Raw genomic sequence first — 23435 nt, 5'->3', positions numbered from 1 at the left:
AACTGTGCCACTCGGGGCCGCCGTATGCACGCGTCCTGCGGGACTGGGTGCCGCGTCATCCGCGTTACCGCGTATCAACGTCCTCAAACACCAGGAACGTCTGCGTATCCAGCACACCGGGCATGGACTGCAGCTGGTCAAAAATCACCCGCCGCAGGTCCACGTTGTCCACTGCGCGTACCAGCAGGATGACGTCGAAGTCTCCGCCCACGAGGGCGATATGGTGCACCTCCGGGATCGCCCGGAGCAGCTCCCGCAGCTCGCGCCAGGAATGCTGCCGCACCTTGAGCGTCACATAGGCGGATGACTTCAGCCCCGCCTTAATAGGGTCCACGAGTGCCGTGAACTTTGTCAGCACGCCCTCGCCCGTCAGCCGGGCAATCCGCGTGTAGGCATGGGCCCGCGAGATGTGGACGTTCTCCGCCACCTGCGTCACGGACATCCGCCCGTCCCGTGTCAGCTCGGCGATGATGTTGCGGTCCACGTCGTCCAGCGGCACCGCCACCTGCTCAGGCTCCGCTCCAGCCATTTGTCTACAACCCCTGTCGGTAATCCAGCTCACAGTTACGATTTGTCTTTCAGAATAGGGGAATCTGCCGTACTTCTCCACGATTCCCATCGGGGCTGGATACGAAACATCGTCCGGGACCATACTGAAAGTGAATAGTGGCTACAGAAGGACGGACCAATGACGATCTCCGCGGACCACGCTGCGCCCGGTCAGACGGCGCAGGGCCGGCAGTCGCCGGACCACATCGAGGAGCCCCGCAATGAAGGCCCCGTTGCCGAAGCGGTGCGCAAATTCGGCATCACAGCGGAGGACTACATGCTGCCGGCCCGCCACCAGATCCAGATGGTGGACCAGGACGGCAACCTGAAGCCGCACTCCGAACAGGGGGCCGAGCCAGGGCACGAGTACCCGCTGCCCGGCGACGAGGAACTGCTCGCTGCCTATGAGCAGCTGGTCGTCGGCCGGCGAGTCAATGACCAGAACTCCGCCCTGGTCCGCCAGGGCCGCATGGCCGTCTACCCCTCCAGCCACGGCCAGGAGGCCTGCCAGGTTGCGGCAGCGCTCTGCCTGTCGGAGGGCGACTGGCTGTTCCCCACCTACCGGGACTCCGTGGCCGTCATGACCCGCGGGGTTGACCCGGTGCAGACCATGACCCTCTTCCGCGGCGACTGGCACAGCGGCTATGACCCCGCCAAGCACAAGGTCGGCATCCAGTGCACGCCGCTCACCACCCAGCTGCTCCACGCCGTCGGAGTTGCCCACGCCGCCAAGCTGCGCGGCGAGGACACCGTGGTCCTGGCCATGTGCGGCGACGGCGCCACCAGCGAAGGCGACTTCCACGAGGCCCTGAACTTTGCCGCCGTCTTCCACCTGCCCGTCGTCTTCTTCGTGCAGAACAACCAGTACGCCATTTCGGTGCCGCTGGCCCACCAGTCCGTGGCGCCGTCGCTCGCCCACAAGGCCGTGGGCTACGGCATGGCCGGCGAACGCGTGGACGGCAACGACGTCGTCGCTCTCCTCGCTGTGCTGGACCGCGCCGTGAAGCTCGCCCGCGAAGGCTCCGGCCCGTTGCTGGTGGAGGCGCACACGTACCGCATGCAGGCGCACACCAACGCCGACGACGCCACCCGCTACCGCCAGGACAGCGAAGTGGCCCAGTGGGTGGCGCGGGATCCGCTGACGCGGATGCGGACCTACCTCACGGACAAGGGGCTGCTGGACGACGACGGCGAGTCCCGGATCGCGGAAAAGGCGGAAGCGGTTGCCACGCAGCTGCGCAACGGCCTCAGCGATGACGTCCCGGTGGACCCGCAGGACCTCTTCAAATACGTCTTCTCGACGCCGACCCCTCAACTCAAGGAACAGTCCGCCCTGCTGGCCGACGAACTCGCCCGCGACGCCAGCGCCGGCGCTTCAACCAACCCGGAGTCCGCAAAATGAGCACCGCCACGTCCGCAGTCAACGGAAACGTCAGTTCCGCCACGGCCCGGGCAGCCGCCTCGGCCGCGGCCACCGCGGAAGCAACTGGACCGCAGCCCGTCACCATGGCCAAGGCTCTGAACACCGCCATGGCCGACGCGATGCACGCCGACAAGTCCGTCCTGGTATTCGGCGAGGACGTCGGCATGCTGGGCGGCGTCTTCCGCATCACCGACGGACTGACCAAGACCTTCGGCGAGCAGCGCTGCTTCGACACCCCGCTAGCCGAGTCCGGCATCGTCGGGATGGCCGTCGGCATGGCCATGAACGGCATGCGCCCCGTTGTTGAGATGCAGTTCGACGCCTTCGCCTACCCGGCCTTCCAGCAGATCGTCAGCCACGTGGCCAAGATGCACAACCGCACCAAGGGCGCCCTGAAGCTGCCCATGGTTATCCGCGTTCCGTACGCCGGCGGCATCGGGGGAGTGGAACACCACTGCGACTCCTCCGAGTCCTACTACGCCCACACCGCGGGGCTGAAGGTCTACGCCCCGGCCACCGTCGCCGACGCGTACCGCATGCTCCGCGAAGCCATCGACTCCGACGACCCCGTCATGTTCATGGAGCCCAAGAAGCTCTACTGGTCCAAAGACATGGTGGACCTGGAAGCACTCCGGGACCAACACGCCGCGAACACTGCGGCCGGGACTTCCACCGAAGGCCGCGCCGCCGTCGCCCGCCCTGGCACCGACGCCACGCTGATCGCCTACGGGCCGTCCGTCCCGACGGCGCTCGCTGCGGCTGCCGCTGCCGCCGAGGAAGGGCGCTCCCTGGAGGTCATCGACGTCCGCTCGATCGTGCCGTTCGATGACGAAACCGTGTGCGCGTCTGTCCGAAAGACCGGCCGCGCCGTCGTGATTGCCGAGGCGCACGGGTTCGCGTCCGTATCCTCCGAAATCGTGGCCCGGGTCCAGGAACGCTGCTTCCACCACCTGGCCGCACCGATCCGCCGCGTCACGGGATTCGATGTGCCGTACCCGGCACCGAAACTCGAGCACTATTACCTGCCCGGCGTGGACCGCATCCTCGACGCCGTAGACGACCTCCAGTGGGAAGACTGATCAGATGAGCGAAACGAAAGTGTTCCTGCTGCCGGACCTGGGCGAAGGCCTCACCGAAGCGGAACTCGTCAACTGGCTGGTGGCCGTGGGCGACGAAATCCGCGTGGACCAGCCCATCGCCGAAGTGGAAACCGCCAAGTCGATGGTGGAAGTCCCGTCCCCTTACGCCGGCACCGTCGCCGAGCTGCATGGTGAGCCAGGCCAGACCCTGGACGTCGGCAAGCCCCTAATCACGGTGACCGCGCCGGAATCGCTGGTTGAAAAGGAACCGTTGGCTGAGCTTGTCGAAATCGAGCCCGCCGAAACCTACCGCGAAGAAGTAAAAGCCGGGTCAGGCAATGTGCTCATTGGCTACGGAACCCCAGGAGGGGCGGCAACAGTTCGCCGGACCCGCCCCCGGCGCGTTTCGTCGCTGGTTGAGCCTGTCGAAACCCGCATCCCGCTGGTTGAACCTGTCGAAACCAAGGGCGCCGAAACCAAGCTCACCACCTCCGCCGATGACCGCCTTCTCCTGCGCACTCGCGTACCCGGCAAGCTAGGTGCCGTCATCTCGCCGCTCGTGCGCCGCATGGCCAAGGAGCACGGCGTCGACCTCGGGCACCTTCAGGGCTCAGGGGACAGTGGGCTGATAATGCGCCGCGACGTCGAGGCCGCAATCAAACCGGTTGTTGAGCCTGTCGAAACCCGGCCGCGTTCGCAGGTTGAGCGCGTCGAAACCCTACCGCGTTCTCTGGCTGAGCCTGTCGAAACCCGCGCTCGCCCCATCGACCCCCGCACCGGCCTCGGCATTGCCAGCCGCACCCCGGTCCGCGGCATCCGCAAGACGGTCGCCACCAACATGACGCGAAGCCGCGCCGAAATTCCGGAAGCAACGGTGTGGGTGGACGTTGACGCGACGGCCCTGGTGGAGCTCCGCGCTGGACTCAAGAAGGCCGACCCCCACAACACACCAGGCCTGTTGGCCTTCATCGCGCGTTTTGTCACGGCTGGGTTAAAAAAGTACCCAGAGTTGAACACCCGGATCATCACCACCGAGGACACCGCGGGAGGCGAGCAGCAGGAGATCGTCGCTTTTGACGGCGTCAACCTTGGGTTCGCCGCGCAGACGGACCGCGGCCTAGTTGTCCCGTCCGTCCGTAACGCCGACAAGCTCAGTGCCCGCGCACTGGACGCCGAGATCCGTCGGTTGACAGCCGTCGCCCGTGACGGCAAGGCGACCCCCGCAGAGCTTGGAAGCGGCACGTTCACGCTGAACAATTACGGCGTGTTCGGCGTGGATGGATCTGCAGCGATCATCAACTATCCCGAGGTGGCGATCCTGGGCGTGGGCCGGATTATCGACAGGCCCTGGGTAGTGAACGGCGAACTCGCAGTCCGCAAGGTCACCGAGCTGACTCTGACGTTCGACCACCGCGTCTGCGATGGGGCAACCGCTGGCGGCTTCCTTCGCTACGTTGCTGACGCAATCGAGAATCCAGGCTCAGTCCTGGCCGACATGTAGCGCACCAATTGCGTTGGGCGGCCCGGCCTGGGTCGGCGGCCGGGCCACCTGCCCGTCATGATCTACGGTGCGCTGTTCCTGACTTACTAATCTGTCAGATCCGAGTGCTCCGAGCAATTGACCCTAGCCACCAACCCGCTGCCCTCGTGATTATAAGAAGTGACGTGGTTGGTTGTCGTGTTGCACTTCTCGCAGAAGTGCCGCTGTTGTTTGGTCCCCATGACCCCGATCATACCCAACCGGACATTTCGGCTGGGTTACTTTGACGCAAAGAGCATGAGTCAATAGGCACTGCGCCAAGGTCCTGCAGAGAGGAGGGGCAATGCGCTCCCTTCGCCCGCCAGGCATTCGGTACCGAGGAATGCTACAGTCACGTCCCGCGGCGCGTCCTAGGGGGAATCGAGGCATAGGTCGGGTGCTGGCGAAGGAGACTGCGGATACCCGCAGCGGTGGACAGTTCCCTGATAATCCCCAGCTTGATGGGTAGAATCGAGGCCTGAACAACGCAAGTGTTCCCCGGAATTACGGAGAAGAAATGTCACGATGGCTCGAAGTCGGCGCGGACAACTATGTGCTGGTGACCGAAGGTTCGAAGCTCAACACAGGCCTGATCGTAGGAACCGAACGGGCCATGGTGGTCGACACCGGGTGCGGCCCGCGGCAGGGACGGGAAATCCTGGACGCCGTGCGCGAAATAACGCCTCTACCTCTGGTGGTCGTCAACACCCATGCGCACTACGACCACTTCTTCGGCAACGCGGTGTTCGCTGAAGCCGGTGCCACCGAGTTCTGGGCGCACGAGAACTGCGCTGAGGAAATCGGCGAAAACGGCGACGCGCAGCGTGCCGCCGTGGCAGATCTGGAGCCGGAGATGGCCGCCGGCGAAGGCGACAACGTGGAACTCGTGGTGCCCAATGCCATCGTCCGGGACCAGCCCGTCCTGGTGGATCTCGGCGCACAGACCGTCACCCTGTTCTACCTCGGCCGCGGACACACCGACGGCGACCTGCTGGTGGGCACCTCCACCACCCTGTACGCCGGCGACCTCGTGGAGCAGGGTTCCCACCCGTCCTTCGAGGACTCGTATCCGGAAGAATGGGCCGATGCGCTCCGGCACCTGTCCGCGCTCCGCCACCGCTACGAGTTCCTGGTGCCCGGGCACGGCGAGCCGTGCAGCGACCGGTTCGTGAAGACGATGGCGGACACCATGACCACCGCGGTGCGCCAGGCCCGGCAGTCCATCCGTGACACCCCTACCGATGCCACCAAGGCGATCCCGGTGCTGCCCTACGGGCCGGAACAGTCGCGCTGGTTCATCAAGCGCCTGCAGGAGACGCGTCCGCAGCATTAGATCCAAGTAGTCCGTGCATTTGGAAGGACGAAAAAACAGGTAGTGACTACTCTTGGGGCTGCAGGCGGCCCACCCTAGGTTTGGGTCATGAAGACGGGTATCAGCGCAGCCATCCGACGGTTTATCGAGCAGCACATCGTCGCCGACGATCCCTACCCTGAGCGGTCCTGGCTCGACCGGCAGGACATGCCGTGCACATACCGGCGAACCAACACGACGGCGGACCGTCAGCGGGGGACGGGCCGCGCTAACGGCGTGCGGCCGGCGTCATAAATCGCTTGACTTGATTTTCCTGTAACACTGCGCATGTACCATCACCGCCATGGGGAACTATTCAAACGGGAAGATTAACAGGGAATCACGGCGGGAGTCCCGCCAACGGGCGCTTCGAGTCTTGGCTTACGTGGGACTGGGTGCGCTGGCCGTGGCCACGGCCGTTGTGGTGGTGATGGCGCTCCGGGGATAGGGCGGTGCAAGCCTCCGGTGGGAATGGTTGAAGGTTTGACAGAATTTGTCGAACACGTGACGGCTGGATAGGGTCTCTGTAGATCTGACTTGGGGGATCCCACTACCAGTTACTGTCGTCGCGGCCAGGGCAAGAGTGCCTTAGCGCGCGTCGAGAGTGTTACCGCGTTCCGGAGGTTCTTCCGTGGCTCTCACCGATTTTGTCCTCGCGCTGTCAGGCCTGCTGGGCAGCCTGCTGATTCCCTTCGCCGGGCTCTACTGGGTGCTCCGGTTCAAGCGCCGCGCGGTGGCACCCGCCCCGGCCGTCGTTGCTTCGGGGCGGGCGAAGTAAACGTGCCGTACGTCGACATCAACCCGCACCGCCACCGGCCCAAATGGTGGGGTTACGTTGTCCTGGCCGTCCTCCTGGTTGCCACAGTCGTGGTGGTGGTGGCGGCCCTCACGCGGGGCTGAAACCTGTCATTGGGCTGCCAGCGCCTAGAATTGCTGTTTGAACCAAACCAATCGACAAGAGCAGCGGGACATTGCTGCGAGTCCTGGGGGACCGAACATGCCCAAACCAGCGGATAACCAATTGGCCGACGCCGGCAGCGAGACGGAGCAGCCTGAGCTCCGCCGCCGCCGTTCCCGCCGCCGCGACGGCGATGCCTCCGACGACTGGACAGGAATGTTTCCCGCCGTGACACCTGACACCACCTCCACACCAGTAATCCCTGTCCGCAGCTCGTCCTGGGCGGAAGCCGCCGCCGTGGCGGATTCCGTCTCCGACGCGCCGCCAGCCCCAGCGCGCAAACCCGCGGGAGCACCGCCGTCGTATGCTCCGGAACCTGCGGCAGAAACTGACGCGCCGGAGCCGGACCTCACGGCACTGCCGACGTCGTTCGTCCGCGAACAGAAGCCCCGGCCCAAGAGCGGCTTCCGCGGCTTCCTGTACCGGGCGACCGGCGGAGCCTGGAACCTGGGCCCCAGCGCGCAGGAGCGCGAGGAGGACGAGCTGGCCCGCCGCATCTCCCGCCAGCTGCAGGGCAGCTTCAACACCGCCGTACTAAGCCTCAAGGGCGGCATCGGCAAGACCTCCACTACCGTGGGCGTGGGCCTCACCCTCGCCGAGTTCCGCGGCGACCCGCCGTGCGCCATCGACGCCAACCCGGACTCCGGCGACCTTGTAGAGCGCGCCCTGGGCGAGGGCATCTACCAGCAGGCCACCCCGCGGACCATCACCGACTTGCTCAAGAACATCGACTCCATCGACTCGCTCACCGGGCTGTCCCGCTACATGCACCACTCCGGCAGGCTGCACCTCATCGCCGGCGAGCAGGATCCCGAGGTTTCCGACTCGCTGACGGCCGAGGAATACCTGCGCATCCGCAAGGTCATCTCCGCCTACTACTCCGTGGCCCTGACCGACTGCGGCACCGGCGTGACTCACAACGCGATGAGCGGGATCCTGCAGTCGGCGGACAACCTGATCATCGCCGCTGGCTACGCGGTGAGCGGCGCCAAGCGCGCCCGCAGCACCCTGCAGTGGCTGGCCAGCCACGGCTACGAGGACCTAGCCCGCAACGCGATCGTGGTGATCACGGACAAGGACGAGGTCTCCACCCGCGTGGACAAGGACGCCATCGAGGAGCACCTCGCCGGGATGTGCCGCCAGCTCATCGCCGTGCCGCACGACAGGGGAGTGGCCGACGGCGACCTGGTCACCCTGGACGTGCTGAAGCCGGAGACCCGGAGGGCGTACAAGGAGATTGCCGCGGCGATTGTGGACGGGTACCGGTAAGGGTGTCCGCAAACGGGATCATGGCCCCGGCATCACGCTGGCAAGCTGAAATGGTGAATTGACAGAGCAAGATGCGTGTTCATTGTTGAAAGTCTCCTCCATGTTAGGGACTTAATCGTGCCTGGCCCGACGTCAGTAATAGGTCGCCGTCCCAAGAGTCGCGTTGGAGACGGTCAACCGGGCGTACCATCCGTGGGGAACTTCAATGTGGACGAGTTCCACCTGACCGGCCGTTGAGTTAGCCGGCTTAGTCCATGTGCCCAACGCCGTGTAGGTGACGTTGTCAGGCGACAGTTCAACCAGGCAAGTAGCGGCAGCACCCGCCGTAGCGTTGAATGTCACGGGAACAACGACGTGACGGTCGCCGGCACCCGTAAGCTGGGTTCCAGCGCCTGACGTGAAAGTTTTGGTTCCAAGCGTTCCGCCCTGCCGTGTCACGAACGCGCCGAGCGAATGGACCTGCGGCCCTGAAGCCGTGTACCGGTAGCGCAAGTACCCCTGAAAAGTCGTCCCGTCATAGGAGGTAACGATCAGATCCTGGTCGCTGTAGCCCGCGCTGCCGATGTTCGGCGGGTGGCTTACCATCGCGAACAGTGGGGATGACGCCGACACGGCAGTCCTGTTGAACAGGACGCCGCCTGTCGCGCCAGGTTCTCGGGTGGTCGAAAGTAGGTAGCGCTTATCGACTCCGTTTACGTCATTTCCAAAGCCGTTGCCGGCAATGGTGCCGGAGTGACCGAAAATGTGGCCAGCTTCGAAGACTGGAGTGAACCCCGTGCTGTTCACGAAGGCAATGACGCCCGTGTTGCCCAGGATCTTCGACCCTGTCCCGATAGATACCGATGTCCCGGCCGTCCCCGAAGTCATTTCGCCACGGATCGAAAGCGATGAATTGACGATATTCGTGAGGTTGTCTTGGAGCCGGAGGAAGGTCGGCACAACGGTGTTTGCTCCGTTTACTCCGGCTACGTTGCCCATGAAATTGATGTCACAGCCCAGCAGGGCGGCGCCGTTGCGCAGGAGGTATCCGATTTGCGCAGGCGAGCCTGCCGGGACGGCATTGACGTTGACCGTGAAGTTCAGGGCCTCCGCGTACATAAAGCTGTTCGTCCCGCCGTTGACGTCAAAGCAGACAGAAATAGTGTTGTTCTCGGCTACGGCGCCTTGGACGTCCAGACGTTCTGTCCATAGGCGTGTACCGCCGATGGCGATGTTTTGGAACCAGAAGCCGATACCACTGGTTCCAGTGAAGTTCGCTACTCGAATATCGCGGATCTTGGGCTTCACCAGAGAACTTATTCTCAGGCCGCAGGCGTTTATCCCTGCGCCTGCCCCTGAGACAAGGCTGAATCCGGAAAGCGTTCCAGCTGCGCGGCCTGAGAATGTGACCTGCGGCTTCCAATCGATCCCTACCCCGTCAAAATCTACTGCCAGGGTGGTCCTCATGGAGCCTTGCCCCTTGATTGAGTTGTTCACGTCTAGGGCGAGGGTCGATGAGATCGAGAAGCGACCGTCTCCGAGTTCCACGGACCCTGCAGTTCCCGCTGCGCCAAGTGCGGCAGACACGCTTGCTTTTGCCTTGCCCCAAGTGGCACCACTATCCGTGTCACTGCCCGTGGCTGAAACATAAACGGTCTTAGGGTTCTTCACAGTTGCCTCTACAGAGGACGGTGTGGCATAGGTGGCCGAAAGGTCTGGGAATAGGGCTGGCTGGATCTTTGATTCCATGTCCAGTGTTGCCACACCTAGCGGGGCACCCTTTTCGGACATGGGAACGTATGCGGTCGGCGGGGTTTTATCTCCCGGGCCCGCAACGGCCCTGCTGGCACCAATAGCGGAAATTGCGGAAGCACCAGTGAATGCAGTTATTAGGGTCCCGAATCTGAGCAGCCCGCGTCGCTTTACACCGGTGTCGGATTGGGACGTCGCATGATCCCTATCTCCAGTCTCCCCAGCCATGGCTGCGCCGCTACCTAACGGAACCGCACAGAGACGGTGGCACTGTGCCGATGAGCGTGGCCCTCGTTCCGCCGTATTGTGTGGACTGTTCTAAGAGTCAACATCCTGAGCCTCCAAAACTTACAAATCGTCGTCTCTAGAAGCTATTTCCTTGGAATTGCATAAACCACCGTGGAGGGTACGCGCTTTTATTAGTGGCGAGCACGTAATTGCAATCCAGGGGTACTCAGTTATTCGTCATGAGCATTTCCGGCTACGCGGGAAGGAATCCTGGAATCTTCGCCGCTGAATTCTTGACGAAACCTTGACGGATTTCGGCATGCAGTCCTGAGCAAGTAGCGGCAGTGTTCTTGCAACAGGCCCGGGGAGAGTCTTGTGGTTTTCGAAATCTGACGCTCTTCCTCGGCTCCAGCGACCGTGAGGGGACACACGCCGTGAGCATCGCGATTCCACAAGTTTCCCGGCAGCCGTGCGGGGTGGCCGGTGACTGAGCCTAAAGCCGCGCCGCCCGCCGGGGACTCATTCACGCCGAAGGTCGCAGGAAATTCGCGGCCGCGGCCGCAGTTCGGCGTGGATGGCGGCGGTCAACGCGGAAGTCGCCGGCCTGCCGAGGCCGCCGAGAGACGTGGCGGGCCCGGGTTGGGTGCGGCCGGTGGCGTCGCCAGCGTGCTGTTGATGGTCCTGGTCTTCGCCGCCCTTGCCCTGGTGGTCGTGCCCCAGGCTGCCGGGTACCGGACGTACACCGTGTCAACGAACTCCATGGCGCCGAAGTACCCGGCGGGAACCTTTCTGGCGGTGAAGCCGGTGGCGTTCAGTGAACTGAAATCCGGCGACATGGTCACGTCCAGCCCAATCCGGAGCGGCGGCAGGTGGAAACACAGCGGATCGTCGGGTTCGGCATCACACAGTCCGGCGAAAAAACCCTGATCACCAGGGGCGACAACAATGGCGTCACCTCCCCGACGCCCGTCCACGCACCCCAGGTCAGGGGGAGGCTTTTCTACGCGGTGCCTTTTGCCGGCTCCGTCGCGGACGCACTGGGGAACGCGGACCGCGGCCTCTGGATGACGGTGGCCGCTGCCGGCCTGATCGGCTTCGGTGCGCTGTTCATCTTCCGGGCGGTCCGCCGCCGTCGCCGGGCCGGAGGCCGGGGCTGACCTCCCGCGTGCCGGCCCGCCGTCGTCGTTCTCCTTCTTTGAAACGCTCACAGCCCGCTCACAGCGGCACAACAGGCGCACGATAGTCCCGCGTTCAAGTATTGGGTCATAGCCTCCGGGCAGTCGGAGCGGAACCCAAGGAGCACGATGATGAACGCCAGTGCAGGCGCCGAGAACCAGGCCGCCGGGACCCCGAAAACCCGCCGGAGGGCTGGGAAGCGGGTTGGGCCGGCGGTCTTTGTCACGAGCCTGGTGGCCGCGGGTCTCCTGGGCGGGGGCGCCGCAGCCGGGGCGGCATCCCTGTGGGGCACGCCTGCGCAGACGGCCTCCAGTGCGCAGACTGCCCAGTACACCCCGGTGATCGTCAACAACACTTCCAGCGTCAACGCGGTAACGGCCGCCGCGCTGAAGGCCTCGCCCAGCGTGGTGACCATCAGCGCGAGCTCCGGCAGTTCCGGCGGCACCGGCTCCGGCATCATCCTGGATGCGGAGGGCCACATCCTGACCAACACGCACGTGGTCACCCTGGACGGGCAGGCCGAGGCGGCGGCCATCGAAGTCCGCACCAGTGACGGGAAGGTCTATGCGGGTACCGTCGTGGGCACGGATCCGCTCTCGGACCTGGCCATCATCAAGATAACGGCTCCGGGGCTGGTTCCGGCGACCCTGGGTGACTCCGGCGCCGTCAAGGTGGGTGACACCGCCATCGCGATCGGAGCGCCGCTTGGGCTCAGTGGCACCGTCACGGACGGCATCGTTTCGGCCGTGGACCGCACCATTGAGACGGCGTCCTCGGCCGTGCCCAGCTCCGATTCCTCGAGCGCGGGGCAGGGCTCCATCAGCATCAACGTCATACAGACGGACGCGGCCATCAACCCCGGAAATTCCGGCGGCGCCCTGACCAACACACAGGGCGAGATCATCGGCGTGAACGTTGCCATCGCCTCGGCCGGTTCATCCTCCACCGCCCAGTCCGGCAACATCGGCGTCGGCTTCTCCGTCCCGATCAACGTGGCGAAGCGGGTGGCACAGGAGATCATCGCCACGGGCGCGGCGACGCACGGCCAGCTGGGCCTGTCGGTGAAGTACAAGGCGTCCGGAACGTCATCCGAGTTCACCACCGGGGCCGAGGTGGCCGCCGTGACCCCGGGGTCCGCGGCAGCCGAAGCAGGGCTGAAAGCCGGGGACGTGGTCACCGAACTGGCCGGCCACACCGTGACGGACGCATCCGAGCTGACGGCGGCTGCCCGGGAACAGGCAGCCGGGACCACCGTGAAGATCACCTTCCAGCGGGACGGACAGGATCAGGAAGCCGACATCACCCTCGGGGCGGCCACCGCCGGCTGACGCCGCAGGGACCGGTTAGTCGACGCCGGCCCGCTGCGTGAGGCGGCGGAAGTCCCTGGACAGGTACAGGGCGATGGCAGCCGCGTTGGCGCTGTGGACGGTGACGGCAACGGTCCTGTGTCCCAGCGTGTGCAGGCGCCTATCGGGTTCAGTTCCGAATCTGCCGACGGACGTTCTGCTCCGGGGCCACCTTGGCCAGCAGCGTCCGCTCGGCCATCTGGGCCATCTTGCGCGTTGCCGGGGAAAGGTATGCGGCCTCCCGCTGGATCAATGCGATCGTGTCGTACAACGGTTCGGCAAAAGGAACCGCCTTGATGTTTTTCGGGAAGCTCGGTCCGTTGAGGATCGCCTGCGGAACGAACGTATCCGCGGCCCCGGTGGCCACCAGCCCCAGGGCGGTGTCTACGTGCTCCACCTCGATGGCCGGATCGATTTTCAGGCCTTTGAGCCGGGCACGCTCCAGGATTTGCCGGCGCGTGGGGTCGCGCCAGCCGGCAAATGCGTCATAAAGCACCAGCTTTGACTCCGCGAGTTCCTCAATGGTCATGGGGCCGCGTGAGGGATCGCGCTGGGCTGATACGTAAAAAACTTCGTCCCGGAAGAGCGGCCTGACCTGGAGCCCCGTTTCCACCACGGGGAGAACGATAAGCCCCGCTTCAATTTCACCGGATGCCACAGATTCGGCCACAGCGACGGAATTCAGGCCTACCAGCCGTACCTTCACCTTTGGATAGCGCCGGTGGAAGCGCTGGACGAGGTCGGCGAGATCGTAGTGTGCCCCGTACCGCAGGACGCCGAAGGTGCAGACGCCCCCTTCCAGCGATGACATGGACTTCAACGCCTCCACTCCGTTGTCAAAAGACGTCACGGACTGCAGCGCATGCACCTGGAGCTCAACGGCGGCCGTGGTGGGAATGAGCCGTCGCCCGCCGCGGGTGAAGAGACTGTGGTTGAGCTCCTGTTCCAGCCTGCTGATGAGCTCCGAGACGGACGCCTGGCTTGTTTCCAACTTTCGTGCGGCGGCAGTGAAGGAGCCGAGTTCGTAAGCGGCGAGAAAAGCCCTGAGTTGCGTGAGGGTCATGGTTCACCCTATCGGACAACCCTATGGCACGCACGTGTTCAGGTCCCGTTGTGCGATGGTCCGACTGCACGTACGTTTAGCCCATGCAACTAACTGAACGTGACCGAGGGCACATCCGGGGGAACTTCGCCACCCTCAAGAGCGCCGCCGTCGGGGGTGTCCCCGCCCAGCGGCTGCCGGAGGTTATTCAAACGGTCTCGGAAATGCTTGGTGACATCGAGAAGAACGGAATTGACGCCGTCGTCAAATACTCGAAGCAGCTCGACGGATGGCAGGGCACAAGCATGGAGATCGGCCAGGATGAACTGGCCAAGACCGGTGACTTGCTCTCTCCGGAACTGCGGGAGGCCCTGATGGCCAGTGCCGAGCGGACCCGGCTTTTCGCCGTCGAGCAACGCGAGCACCTCACCGATTTTGAGGCCGAGCTCCTCCCTGGCGTCTTCACCGGGCACAAGTACGTTCCCGTCGCACGCGTCGGGGCCTATCTGCCCGCCGGCCGGTTCCCCATCCTTGCCAGCGCCTTCATGACGGTGGGGGTCGCGAAGGCGGCCGGCGTCCGTAGCGTCATCTCCTGCACTCCGCCTGCCGGGCCGGACCGCGGACACCCGGCCGTTCTGTATGCCGCGTACCTCGCCGGAGTTGACCGGGCCTTCGTTCTGGGTGGCGTGCAGGCCATGGCCGCCATGGCCTTCGGCCTTCTCGGAGAGCAACCGTCGGACATCCTGGTCGGCGCGGGCAACGCCTACGTCACCGAGGCCAAACGCCAGCTGTTCGGGCGCGTCGGCATCGACCTCCTGGCCGGTCCGTCCGAGGTCGCCGTCATCGCTGACGAAACCGCGGACCCGGAAATCGTCGCCGCGGATCTCCTGGGCCAGGCCGAACACGGCCCGCAGTCACCGGCGTCCCTCGTGACCACGTCCCGTGAGCTGGGTGAAGAAGTCATCAGGCACATCGACAAGCAGCTGCGCACGCTGGCCACCCGGGACATTGCCGGACCCGCATGGCGGGACTACGGCACCGTCTACCTGGCGGAGGACCGGGAAACGGCAGTGCAGATCATGGATCTGCTGGCCCCGGAGCACCTGGAAATCCAGACCTCGGACGATTCCTACTATCACGCCAACCTGCAGAACTACGGCTCCATCTTCCTGGGACCGTGGTCCACCGTGGCCTACTCAGACAAGGGCGCTTCTGGCACCAACCATGTGCTGCCCACCGGAGGGGGTGCCCGATCATCAGCCGGGCTCTCAGTCTCCAGATTCCTCAAACCGCTCACCTACCAGCGGGTCGACAAGGACGCCACCCCGCGTCTGGCCAACTACGTGGCGACGATATCCGACGTCGAAGGAATGGAAGCCCACAAGGCCACTGCCACACTTCGACTCGAACGCTTCAACCGATAGAACCCATCACTAACAAAAGGCACTCCATGATGAATACAAAGATGCTCCGCAGGCGCTTCGCCGCACTGCTGCCCATGGGCGTTGTTGTTGCCCTGGCCATGACGGCGTGTGGCTCAGGAGGCGGAGCGGGCGGCGGCAACACGGGCGGTGCTGAACAGAAGACCATCACCATCGCAACGTCAAACGACGCACCCTTCTCCTTTACCGACCAGGCGTCCGGCGAACTCAAAGGCATTGATGGGGACATGATCAAGGCCATCGCCGATGCCAAGGGCTGGAAGATAAAGGTCTTCACCTCCGAGTTTGCCACGCTGATTGCGGCGTTGAGCGCGAAAAAGGCGGACGTCATCGTGGATGCCATGTACATCACGGACGACCGGAAGAAGCAGATCAATTTCACAGACCCCTGGTACACCGAGGGTGAGGCCATGGTGGTCCCGGCCGACTCGACCCTGGCCTCCCGCGACGACGTAAAGGGCAAGGTACTTGGCGCCCAGACCGGCACCGTGTTCAAGGACCTGGTGGACAGCCTGGGCGGCAGCCAGGTCAAGCTCTTCGATTCGCAGGCCGCCCTGCTCGCTGCAGTGGAAAACAAGCAGGTTGACGCCGTATTCACCGACAGTGCCGTGATTGGCTACAGCCTGGTGCAGAAGCCCAACCCCAAGCTGAAGCTCGTGTCGCCCTACAAGCCGTACTACCCGGGCATCATCGGCGCCGGAGTGCGCAAGGACGATTCGCAGCTGCTGCAGGACCTGAATTCCGGGCTGGCAGAGCTCAAGAAGTCGCCAAAGTACCTCGAGATCCTCAAGAAGTACGGCCTCGGCGAAGCCAACATGTCCAAGTAGCATTCAGCACCGGGCAGGGCCGGCGGACACCGCTTCATGGGAGCTGTCCGCCGGCCGGACCCTAATTTAGGGATTCCTTAATGGACTTCATCAACAACACCCTCGCCGTTTTTCCGGCACTGCTGGTGGCCGTACCCGTCGTGGTGCAACTGGCGCTGGGCGCCATGCTGCTGGCACTGGTACTGGGCCTGCTGATTGCCCTGGCACGCATTTCCTCGATCAAGATCCTCCGCGGGGTTGCGACCTTCTACCTGGAGGTCATCCGCGGTACCCCGCTGCTGGTGCAGCTGGTCTACATCTTCTTCGTCCTTCCCAGCATCGGCGTGGAAATCGAACCCGTCCCCGCCGGCATCCTGGGCTTGGGGCTCAACTATGCCGCCTACCTCTCCGAGGTTTTCCGCTCCGCAATCCTGTCGGTGGAACACGGCCAGACCGAAGCCGCGCTGTCCCTTGGCTACACTCCCTCGAAGACCCTGTGGAAAGTCGTGATCCCGCAGTCGTTTGTGGTCTCCATGGGACCGATCGGCAACTACTTTATTGCCATGATCAAGGACACCGCCCTGACGTCGGTGATCGCCGTGACCGAGATCCTGAAGACCGCCAACATCCTGAACAGCCAGACTTTCCAGACCACGGCCATCTACACCGCCGCGGCGATTCTGTATCTGATTATCAGCCTCCCACTGTCGCGCGTCGTGGTAGTGCTTGAACGAAAGGCACGGGCCAGTGGCTGACGAGACCATCATCGACGTCCGCGATGTCCACAAGACCTTCATCTCCGAGACGAAAAGGACCCTCTGGAGCAAGCTGACGGGCCGGCCCCACGTGGAAAAGAGGGTGGAAGTGCTCAAGGGCGTGGATCTTGTGGTCCACCGAGGAGAGACCATCGCCATCCTCGGGTCCAGCGGCTCCGGCAAAAGCACGCTTCTGCGCTGCATCAACAAGCTCGAAACCATCGAAGCCGGCCGTATCTACGTCAACGGGCACCTGATCGGCTACGAGGAACGTGACGGTGAGCTAATCGCTGAAAAAGCATCCATCACTGCCCAGAAGCGCACGGACATTGGCTTCGTGTTCCAGCACTTCAATCTGTTCCTCAACAAGACGGCCCTGGGCAACGTCATGGCTCCGCTGCGGGATGTCAAGAAACTCTCCGCGGCCGAGGCCCGGAACATCGCCGTACCCAACCTGGAAATGGTGGGACTGGCAGACAAAATGGAGAACTATCCCAGCAAGCTCTCCGGCGGCCAGAAACAACGCGTTGCCATCGCCCGTGCCCTCGCCATGGAGCCCAGCGTCATGCTCTTTGACGAGCCGACATCCGCATTGGACCCCGAACTGGTGGGAGAGGTCCTCGCCGTCATCAAGAAAATCGCCCAGCAGGGCACCACCATGGTCATCGTCACCCACGAGATGCAGTTCGCCCGGGATATCGCGGACCGCATTGTCGTCATGGACCAGGGGGTAATCGTGGAGGAGGGGCCTCCAAGCCGGATCTTCACCACGCCGGAGCATCCGAAAACCCGGGCCTTGCTGAGCCGTTCGGGCATCCTGCCGGGCTAAGGGGCTCCTGGAAGAGGGCCGGCGGGGAGACCTGGATTCGCTTCCCGCCGTACCGCTGCACAGGGCGGCGTCGCTCTTCCGGCCCTTTTTCTCTTGCGCTTGGACACGGTTCGGCGCCTACTTATGGAAGGAGCCGAACCGCCCTGGTAACACTTGCCGACCAGGCCGTGTTCCGCCCGGCAGCGGCCCGACCCCAAGGGTGAAGGCTGAAGCGGCAAACGGGCTCCACATAGGGAATATTGGAGGTAGATCGATGTTCGCTCGAGTCAGCACCTACAGAACAAGCCCGGACTCAACCACGGAGGGCCCGTCGGAGGACACGCTCAGGAAATTGTTTGATATCCCTGGGTGCAAGGGGGCCTATTTCTTGAACGGGACCGGATCGGACAAGGCCCTGTCCATCACGTTGTGGGAGAGCGAGGAAGCTCTTACCGCAAGCCAGCAGACAGCTAATAAGCTCCGCTCCGCGACCAGCGAAGAGCAGAAAATCGAGATCCTTGAGGTGGAAGAGTTCAAGGTGACCGCCAGCAAGCTTCCCGCGTGAATGCCTTCCAATCCTTAGGAGCCCGTCATGGCGACCTGCGATACCTGCGGCAACGATTACGACAAGACATTCACCATCACAAGAGGTGAGCAGTCCGGCACCTTTGACAGTTTCGAGTGCGCCATCCATGCCATGGCGCCGGCCTGTGCCCACTGCGGCTGCCGGATAATCGGACACGGCACCGAGAGCGGGGGCGCAATGTACTGCTGTGCCAACTGCGCACGCCAGGCCGGTGAGACCGGAGCTGTTGATCGAAGCTAGAACCGCCCCAGCGTTACCGGAAGATGTTGTAGCTGTCCCGGCCGGAGCCGACCCGAGTGCGCGGAGACAGCGATGATCCGCTGCTGTTGCCGTAGTACCAGAGAGTCCCGGCGGAGTCGTAGCCAAGATGCCCGGGTACCGGTCCGTCTTGCACCAGCGGCGGACCGTCACTTGGTGACTGCCCCATCCTGAACCGACGGCGCGGGCCCCTGGGCAACAGGCGTCGGGGATACGGGTGGACGCCAGCGCTCTGCCGACGTCGTTCGTCCGCGAGCAGAAGCCCCGCCCTAAGCGCGGTTCCGTGGCTTCCTGTACCGGGCGACCGACGGGTCCTGGAACATGGGCCCAACGCGCTGGAGCGCGAGGAGGAAGAGCTGGCCGAGGAGTACCTGCGAATCCGCAAGCCGATCTCCAGCTACTACTCCGTGGCCCTGACGGACTGCGGCACCGGCGTGACGCACAACGCGATGAGCGGGATCCTGCAGTCGGCAGACAACCTGATCATCGCCGCCGGCTACGCGGTGAGCGGCGCCAAGCGCGCCCGCAGCACCCTGCAGTGGCTCGCCGGCCACGGCTACGAGGACCTGGCCCGCAACGCGATCGTGGTGATCACGGACAAGGACGAGGTCTCCACCCGGGTGGACAAGGACGCCATCGAGGACCACCTCGCAGGGATGTGCCGTCAGCTCATCGCCGTGCCGCACGACAGGGGAGTGGCCGACGGGGACCTGGTGACACTGGACGTCCCGAAGCCGGAGACCCGGCGGGCGTACAAGGAGATTGCCGCGGCGATTGTGGACGGGTACCGGTAGCGGTTTCTGGGCGGATGTTTGGCCGGGTGTGGTCACTTCCCAGCTGATCCTCGCTTGTTGTCCCGCAATCAGACCAAGCTGCTAGCTACAAATCGCTCCAACCTCTTCTGACGGTGAGGGCACTTAACCGGTGGTAACTTCACCACGTTTACGTAACTGTTCCCGTGTTATGGATCCCAGGGTTGCTGAGTCAATGCAAAGTTAGGCCCATGCTTATCAGACGGCCGCGGGCCTCCCACTTGAGTAAGGTGTCCGGCCCTTGGGCTGAGCGGCACGCCAAGGAACTCTTCACCTACGAGATGGTCCTTCAGCGTGAGTTGGAGCAGGACGCCATGCTTTGGCAGACGCCAACAATCGCGTTGACCGCGCAAGCGTTTCTTTTGACGATCGCATTGAACCCTTCCTCACCAGCTTTCGCCACCTACCTGGCGGCGGCCCTGGGCCTGGTCGTCGCGCTGCTCTCCATGCAATTGATGGCCAAGCACCGCTTCCTCAACCTCATGGACAGAGCGCACCTGCACGCGCTCGAGGCCCGTCTGAGGATGGAGCACCTAAGCAACCGCCAGTATTTCTACACTGACGGCGCCTACCAGATCCCGAATTGGCTCGTCGGGCACAAGTCGCCGCCGTCCGAGCACGGCTTGGCGAGGTTCCGCAGCTACCGTGTCTGGATTGGCGGCATGGTGATCTTCGCGGCCGTCAACCTTGGGATCATCGCCGTACAAATTTGGGCCCCGGGGCTCCTCGACGCCCCTCCCGCGCCAACACCACTGCCGTGAGCTTTGACTCCCTCCCGACTTGCGTGGAGGGCAACTTAGCTGGTCCACTGCGGTGATTGTGGACGGGTACGTGTAGGTCTTAACCGTGTGCATGCGGCTGACTGTCGGCTAGCCTCTTGCCATGACTGACGACGAATTCAAGAGGCTCCTAGACGGAGTGGATGCGCTGTACCGCGAAGTCGTTGCGCTGCGGGAAGGCGCCAAGGGCGGCGGCCACCCGGGCAAAGAAGAGGAGCTCGTGCTAGCGGAACTGCGGCTGGATAACGCATGGCATGAGCTGTACGAGTTCATGGACCTGCCCCTTTCCCGTGAAGGTGGAAGAGGCGCCGGCCCCGAGTGACTGTGCAGTGGTCGGAACCGCGCGAGATAAACGAGGCTGTGCCCCGCTGACCGGCGCCGCAGCGGCGCCGGTGAATTCTTGATGAAACCTTGACGGATTCCGGCATGCAGTCCTGAGCCTGCGGCGGCATTGTTCTTGCAACAGGCCCGGGGAGAGTCTTGTGGTTTTCGAAATCTGACGCTCTTCCTCGGCTCCAGCCACCGTGAGGGGACACACGCCGTGAGCATCGCGATTCCACAAGTTTCCCGGCAGCTGCGGGCCGCCCGGTGACAGAGCCTAAAACCGCGCCCCCAGCCGGGGACTCATTCACGCCGAAGGCCGCAGGAGATTCGCGGCCGCGGCCGCAGTTCGGCATGGATACCGGCGGCCAACGTGGCAGCCGCCGCCCCGCCGAGCCCGCCGAAAGACGCGGCGGGCCCGGGTTGGGTGCCGCCGGCGGCGTCGCCAGCGTGCTGTTGATGGTCCTGGTCTTCGCTGCCCTTGCCCTGGTCATCGTGCCCCAGGTCGCCGGGTACCGGACGTACACCGCTTCAACGAACTCCATGGCGCCGAAGTACCCCGCGGGAACATTTCTTACGGTGAAACCCGTGGCGCTCAGCGAACTGAAAACCGGCGACATTGTCACGTTCCAGCCCAACCCGGAACGGCCGGAGGTCGAAACACAGCGGATCGTCGGGTTCGGCATCACACAGTCCGGCGAAAAAACCCTGATCACCAAGGGCGACAACAACGGCTTCCCGTCCCCGACGCCCGTCCACGCACGCCAGATCAAGGGGAGGCTTTTCTACGCGGTGCCTTTTGCCGGCTCCGTCGCGGACGCACTGGGGAACGCGGACCGCGATCTCTGGATGACGGTGGCCGCTGCCGGCCTGATCGGCTTCGGTGCGCTGTTCATCTTCCGGGCGGTCCGCCGCCGTCGCCGGGCCGGAGGCCGGGGCTGACCTCCCGACTCCCGGCCCGCCGTCGTCGTTCTCCTTCTTTGAAACGCTCACAGCCCGCTCACAGCGGCACAACAGGCGCACAATAGTCCCGCGTTCAAATATTGGGTCATAGCCTGCGAGCAGTCGGAGCGGAACCCAAGGAGCACGATGATGAACGCCAGTGCAGGCGCCGAGAACCAGGCCGCCGGGACCCCGAAAACCCGCCGGAAGGCTGGGAAGCGGGTTGGGCCGGCGGTCTTTGTCACGAGCCTGGTGGCCGCGGGTCTCCTGGGCGGGGGCACCGCAGCCGGGGCGGCATCCCTGTGGGGCACGCCTGCGCAGACCGCATCCAGTGCGCAGACTGCCCAGTACACCCCGGTGATCGTCAACAACACCTCCAGCGTGAACGCGGTCACCGCTGCCGCCCAGAAGGCCTCGCCCAGCGTGGTGACCATCAGCGCGAGCTCCGGCAGTTCCGGCGGCACCGGCTCCGGCATCATCCTGGATGCGGAGGGCCACATCCTGACCAACACGCACGTGGTCACCCTGGACGGGCAGGCCGAAGCGGCGGCCATCGAAGTCCGCACCAGTGACGGGAAGGTCTATGCGGCAACCATCGTCGGCACGGATCCGCTCTCGGACCTGGCCATCATCAAGATAACGGCTCCGGGGCTGGTTCCGGCGACCCTGGGTGACTCGAGCGCCGTCAAGGTGGGTGACACCGCCATCGCGATCGGAGCGCCGCTTGGGCTCAGTGGCACCGTCACGGACGGCATCGTTTCGGCCGTGGACCGCACCATTGAGACGGCGTCCTCGGCCGTGCCCAGCTCCGATTCCTCGAGCGCGGGGCAGGGCTCCATCAGCATCAACGTCATACAGACGGACGCGGCCATCAACCCCGGAAATTCCGGCGGCGCCCTGACCAACACACAGGGCGAGATCATCGGCGTGAACGTTGCCATCGCCTCGGCCGGTTCATCCTCCACCGCCCAGTCCGGCAACATCGGGGTCGGCTTCTCCGTCCCGATCAACGTGGCGAAGCGGGTGGCACAGGAGATCATCGCCACGGGCGCGGCGACGCACGGCCAGCTGGGCCTGTCGGTGAAGTACAAGGCGTCCGGAACGTCATCCGAGTTCACCACCGGGGCCGAGGTGGCCGCCGTGACCCCGGGGTCTGCCGCGGCCGAAGCAGGGCTGAAAGCCGGGGACGTGGTCACCGAACTGGCCAGCCACACCGTGACTGACGCATCCGAGCTGACGGCGGCTGCCCGGGAACAGGCAGCCGGGACCACCGTGAAGATCACCTTCCAGCGGGACGGACAGGATCAGGAAGCCGACATCACCCTCGGTGTGGCCACCGCGGGCTGACCGCAGGGACCGGTTAGTCGACGCCGGCCCGCTGCGTGAGGCGGCGGAAGTCCCGGGACAGGTACAGGGCGATGGCAGCGGAGTTGGCGCTGTGGACGGTGACGGCAACGGCCCTGTGTCCCAGCGTGTGCAGGACATCCATGGCAGAGCGCAGGAGGTCCTCGGCGAGGCCCTGTCTGCGGTGGTCCGGATGGGTGAAAAGCTCAGCGATGTAGGCCGTTCCCGGGGTGGCACTGCCGACATTGCGGTCCGTGATCAGGATGGCCGCGGTGATCTGCCCTACCGCGTTGACGATCGCCAGGGATGCCTGGGGGATGGGGGTTCCGTGCGTGCCGGCAAAGATCCGGCTGATCCTGCCGGCTGCCTTTTCGGCGTCCAGACGGTCCGCTTCGGGATGGTAGGACCGGAGATACAGGTCCGTCAGTTCTGTCAGATCCGTGGATTCCACGGGACGGGGGATGCTTGCGCCGGTCTTGTGTTCCTGCGGGCCGATGAGAGCCGCCAGGGAGATGAGAGGGGCCATGGTTGATCTGCCTTCTACCAGTGGGGGAATGACTCCTGCGCTAAGTGTGGGGCATTCGGGGCTGCGGGGGAAGACCCATGAGAGGGGCGTACCAGCCGCGGGGATTTTCTGGACGACCTTCGCCATGTCTTGCTTGCTGGACGCCTTCTTGACCAGGAAGTGGATCAGACCAGATGCGCTCAGAGACTACCGAGCCCGTCAGCCTCAGTAGGCTTCCCGCGGCGGGCCCCGTTGGAGTGCGGGACCGGCGAAAAACAGCTGCTGGGACTTCCCCGTACCGGAGTCGCCGATCAAGACCTGATGAGTGGTCGGGAGGCAGTCCCGGTGTCCGGCCCGTGTGCCGGGCGGCCCGCAAGAACTACGGCCACCTTCTCCAGCTGGCGCG

At 64.2% G+C, this 23435-nt stretch carries 24 protein-coding genes and 1 pseudogene; 20 read left to right on the top strand and 5 right to left on the bottom strand.

Features of this window, described 5'->3' with window-relative positions:
* Window positions 1–64: 64 nt before the first annotated feature.
* Window positions 65–529: an Lrp/AsnC family transcriptional regulator gene (locus tag J7I89_RS07230; protein WP_056634206.1), complete on the bottom strand. Its 465-nt coding sequence runs from the start codon at window positions 527–529 to the stop codon at window positions 65–67.
* A 159-nt stretch (window positions 530–688) separates the two neighbouring features.
* Here J7I89_RS07230 and pdhA point away from each other — a divergent pair, with 159 nt between their 5' ends.
* From pdhA to J7I89_RS07190, 8 genes are all read left to right on the top strand, one after another.
* Window positions 689–1951 carry a pyruvate dehydrogenase (acetyl-transferring) E1 component subunit alpha gene (gene pdhA / locus J7I89_RS07225; protein ID WP_214968649.1) on the top strand — a complete coding sequence of 421 codons (1263 nt, stop codon included), beginning with the start codon at window positions 689–691 and terminating at the stop codon, window positions 1949–1951.
* A complete protein-coding gene (locus J7I89_RS07220) occupies window positions 1948–3051 on the top strand; it encodes an alpha-ketoacid dehydrogenase subunit beta (protein ID WP_214968648.1) in 1104 nt (367 codons plus the stop codon). Before pdhA ends, J7I89_RS07220 begins: the two co-directional genes overlap by 4 nt.
* A gap of 4 nt (window positions 3052–3055) precedes the next feature.
* Complete coding sequence (locus tag J7I89_RS07215; protein WP_214968646.1) at window positions 3056–4552, top strand: dihydrolipoamide acetyltransferase family protein; 1497 nt, start codon at window positions 3056–3058, stop codon at window positions 4550–4552.
* Between the two features lie 535 nt (window positions 4553–5087).
* Window positions 5088–5903 (top strand): MBL fold metallo-hydrolase, encoded by an 816-nt coding sequence (locus J7I89_RS07210; RefSeq protein ID WP_214968644.1) that lies wholly within the window; start codon window positions 5088–5090, stop codon window positions 5901–5903.
* An 87-nt stretch (window positions 5904–5990) separates the two neighbouring features.
* On the top strand, window positions 5991–6176 hold the full coding sequence (locus J7I89_RS07205) for a hypothetical protein (protein WP_214968643.1): 186 nt from the start codon (window positions 5991–5993) through the stop codon (window positions 6174–6176).
* Window positions 6177–6225: 49 nt separating this feature from the next.
* Window positions 6226–6369: a hypothetical protein gene (locus tag J7I89_RS07200; protein ID WP_214968641.1), complete on the top strand. Its 144-nt coding sequence runs from the start codon at window positions 6226–6228 to the stop codon at window positions 6367–6369.
* Between the two features lie 183 nt (window positions 6370–6552).
* Entirely contained in the window at window positions 6553–6699 is a 147-nt protein-coding gene (locus tag J7I89_RS07195) for a hypothetical protein (protein WP_214968640.1), read from the top strand.
* A 219-nt stretch (window positions 6700–6918) separates the two neighbouring features.
* Window positions 6919–8148 carry a MinD/ParA family protein gene (locus J7I89_RS07190; RefSeq protein ID WP_214968638.1) on the top strand — a complete coding sequence of 410 codons (1230 nt, stop codon included), beginning with the start codon at window positions 6919–6921 and terminating at the stop codon, window positions 8146–8148.
* A gap of 132 nt (window positions 8149–8280) precedes the next feature.
* Here J7I89_RS07190 and J7I89_RS07185 read toward each other — a convergent pair whose 3' ends face one another.
* Together J7I89_RS07185 and J7I89_RS07180 are read right to left on the bottom strand one after the other, a co-directional pair.
* Window positions 8281–9891, bottom strand: coding sequence for a hypothetical protein (locus tag J7I89_RS07185; RefSeq protein WP_214968636.1), 1611 nt, complete (start codon window positions 9889–9891; stop codon window positions 8281–8283).
* A gap of 800 nt (window positions 9892–10691) precedes the next feature.
* Window positions 10692–10943, bottom strand: a complete 252-nt coding sequence (locus J7I89_RS07180; protein WP_214968634.1) for a hypothetical protein — start codon at window positions 10941–10943, stop codon at window positions 10692–10694.
* 33 nt (window positions 10944–10976) lie between these two features.
* Here J7I89_RS07180 and J7I89_RS07175 point away from each other — a divergent pair, with 33 nt between their 5' ends.
* Window positions 10977–11264, top strand: a complete 288-nt coding sequence (locus tag J7I89_RS07175) for a hypothetical protein (RefSeq protein ID WP_214968633.1) — start codon at window positions 10977–10979, stop codon at window positions 11262–11264.
* 150 nt (window positions 11265–11414) lie between these two features.
* A complete protein-coding gene (locus J7I89_RS07170) occupies window positions 11415–12611 on the top strand; it encodes a S1C family serine protease (protein ID WP_251045036.1) in 1197 nt (398 codons plus the stop codon).
* A gap of 148 nt (window positions 12612–12759) precedes the next feature.
* Here J7I89_RS07170 and J7I89_RS07165 read toward each other — a convergent pair whose 3' ends face one another.
* Window positions 12760–13692 carry a LysR family transcriptional regulator gene (locus J7I89_RS07165; protein WP_214968629.1) on the bottom strand — a complete coding sequence of 311 codons (933 nt, stop codon included), beginning with the start codon at window positions 13690–13692 and terminating at the stop codon, window positions 12760–12762.
* A gap of 83 nt (window positions 13693–13775) precedes the next feature.
* Between J7I89_RS07165 and hisD the strand changes: the two genes are divergently transcribed.
* The 10 genes and pseudogenes from hisD (at window position 13776) to J7I89_RS07115 (ending at window position 22527) form a co-directional block, all read left to right on the top strand.
* Window positions 13776–15095: a histidinol dehydrogenase gene (hisD, locus tag J7I89_RS07160; protein WP_214968627.1), complete on the top strand. Its 1320-nt coding sequence runs from the start codon at window positions 13776–13778 to the stop codon at window positions 15093–15095.
* A gap of 26 nt (window positions 15096–15121) precedes the next feature.
* Window positions 15122–15940, top strand: coding sequence for an ABC transporter substrate-binding protein (locus J7I89_RS07155; RefSeq protein WP_214968626.1), 819 nt, complete (start codon window positions 15122–15124; stop codon window positions 15938–15940).
* Window positions 15941–16020: 80 nt separating this feature from the next.
* Window positions 16021–16674, top strand: a complete 654-nt coding sequence (locus J7I89_RS07150) for an amino acid ABC transporter permease (RefSeq protein WP_214968624.1) — start codon at window positions 16021–16023, stop codon at window positions 16672–16674.
* A gap of 73 nt (window positions 16675–16747) precedes the next feature.
* On the top strand, window positions 16748–17503 hold the full coding sequence (locus J7I89_RS07145; protein WP_214968738.1) for an amino acid ABC transporter ATP-binding protein: 756 nt from the start codon (window positions 16748–16750) through the stop codon (window positions 17501–17503).
* A 367-nt stretch (window positions 17504–17870) separates the two neighbouring features.
* Window positions 17871–18047 (top strand): hypothetical protein, encoded by a 177-nt coding sequence (locus J7I89_RS25065; RefSeq protein WP_251045035.1) that lies wholly within the window; start codon window positions 17871–17873, stop codon window positions 18045–18047.
* Window positions 18048–18685: 638 nt separating this feature from the next.
* Window positions 18686–19120: pseudogene (locus J7I89_RS07135) on the top strand (MinD/ParA family protein); the annotation flags it as partial.
* 209 nt (window positions 19121–19329) lie between these two features.
* Window positions 19330–19899, top strand: coding sequence for a hypothetical protein (locus J7I89_RS07130; RefSeq protein WP_214968622.1), 570 nt, complete (start codon window positions 19330–19332; stop codon window positions 19897–19899).
* Window positions 19900–20020: 121 nt separating this feature from the next.
* The gene (locus J7I89_RS07125) at window positions 20021–20239 is read left to right on the top strand and encodes a hypothetical protein (protein WP_214968620.1); all 219 of its coding nucleotides are present in this window, start codon (window positions 20021–20023) and stop codon (window positions 20237–20239) included.
* Between the two features lie 266 nt (window positions 20240–20505).
* The gene (locus J7I89_RS07120; RefSeq protein ID WP_308159824.1) at window positions 20506–21180 is read left to right on the top strand and encodes a signal peptidase I; all 675 of its coding nucleotides are present in this window, start codon (window positions 20506–20508) and stop codon (window positions 21178–21180) included.
* Between the two features lie 108 nt (window positions 21181–21288).
* Window positions 21289–22527 carry a S1C family serine protease gene (locus J7I89_RS07115; RefSeq protein WP_374102003.1) on the top strand — a complete coding sequence of 413 codons (1239 nt, stop codon included), beginning with the start codon at window positions 21289–21291 and terminating at the stop codon, window positions 22525–22527.
* A 13-nt stretch (window positions 22528–22540) separates the two neighbouring features.
* On the opposite strand, the gene J7I89_RS07110 is transcribed toward J7I89_RS07115, so the two are convergent.
* Entirely contained in the window at window positions 22541–23050 is a 510-nt protein-coding gene (locus J7I89_RS07110) for a GNAT family N-acetyltransferase (protein ID WP_214968616.1), read from the bottom strand.
* Window positions 23051–23435: the final 385 nt, after the last annotated feature.

The organism is Arthrobacter sp. ISL-5 (assembly GCF_018613835.1).
Taxonomy (GTDB): Bacteria; Actinomycetota; Actinomycetes; order Actinomycetales; family Micrococcaceae; genus Arthrobacter.
The sequence above is the reverse complement of the archived record's forward strand: the minus strand, read 5'-3'. Positions and strand labels throughout refer to the sequence as shown.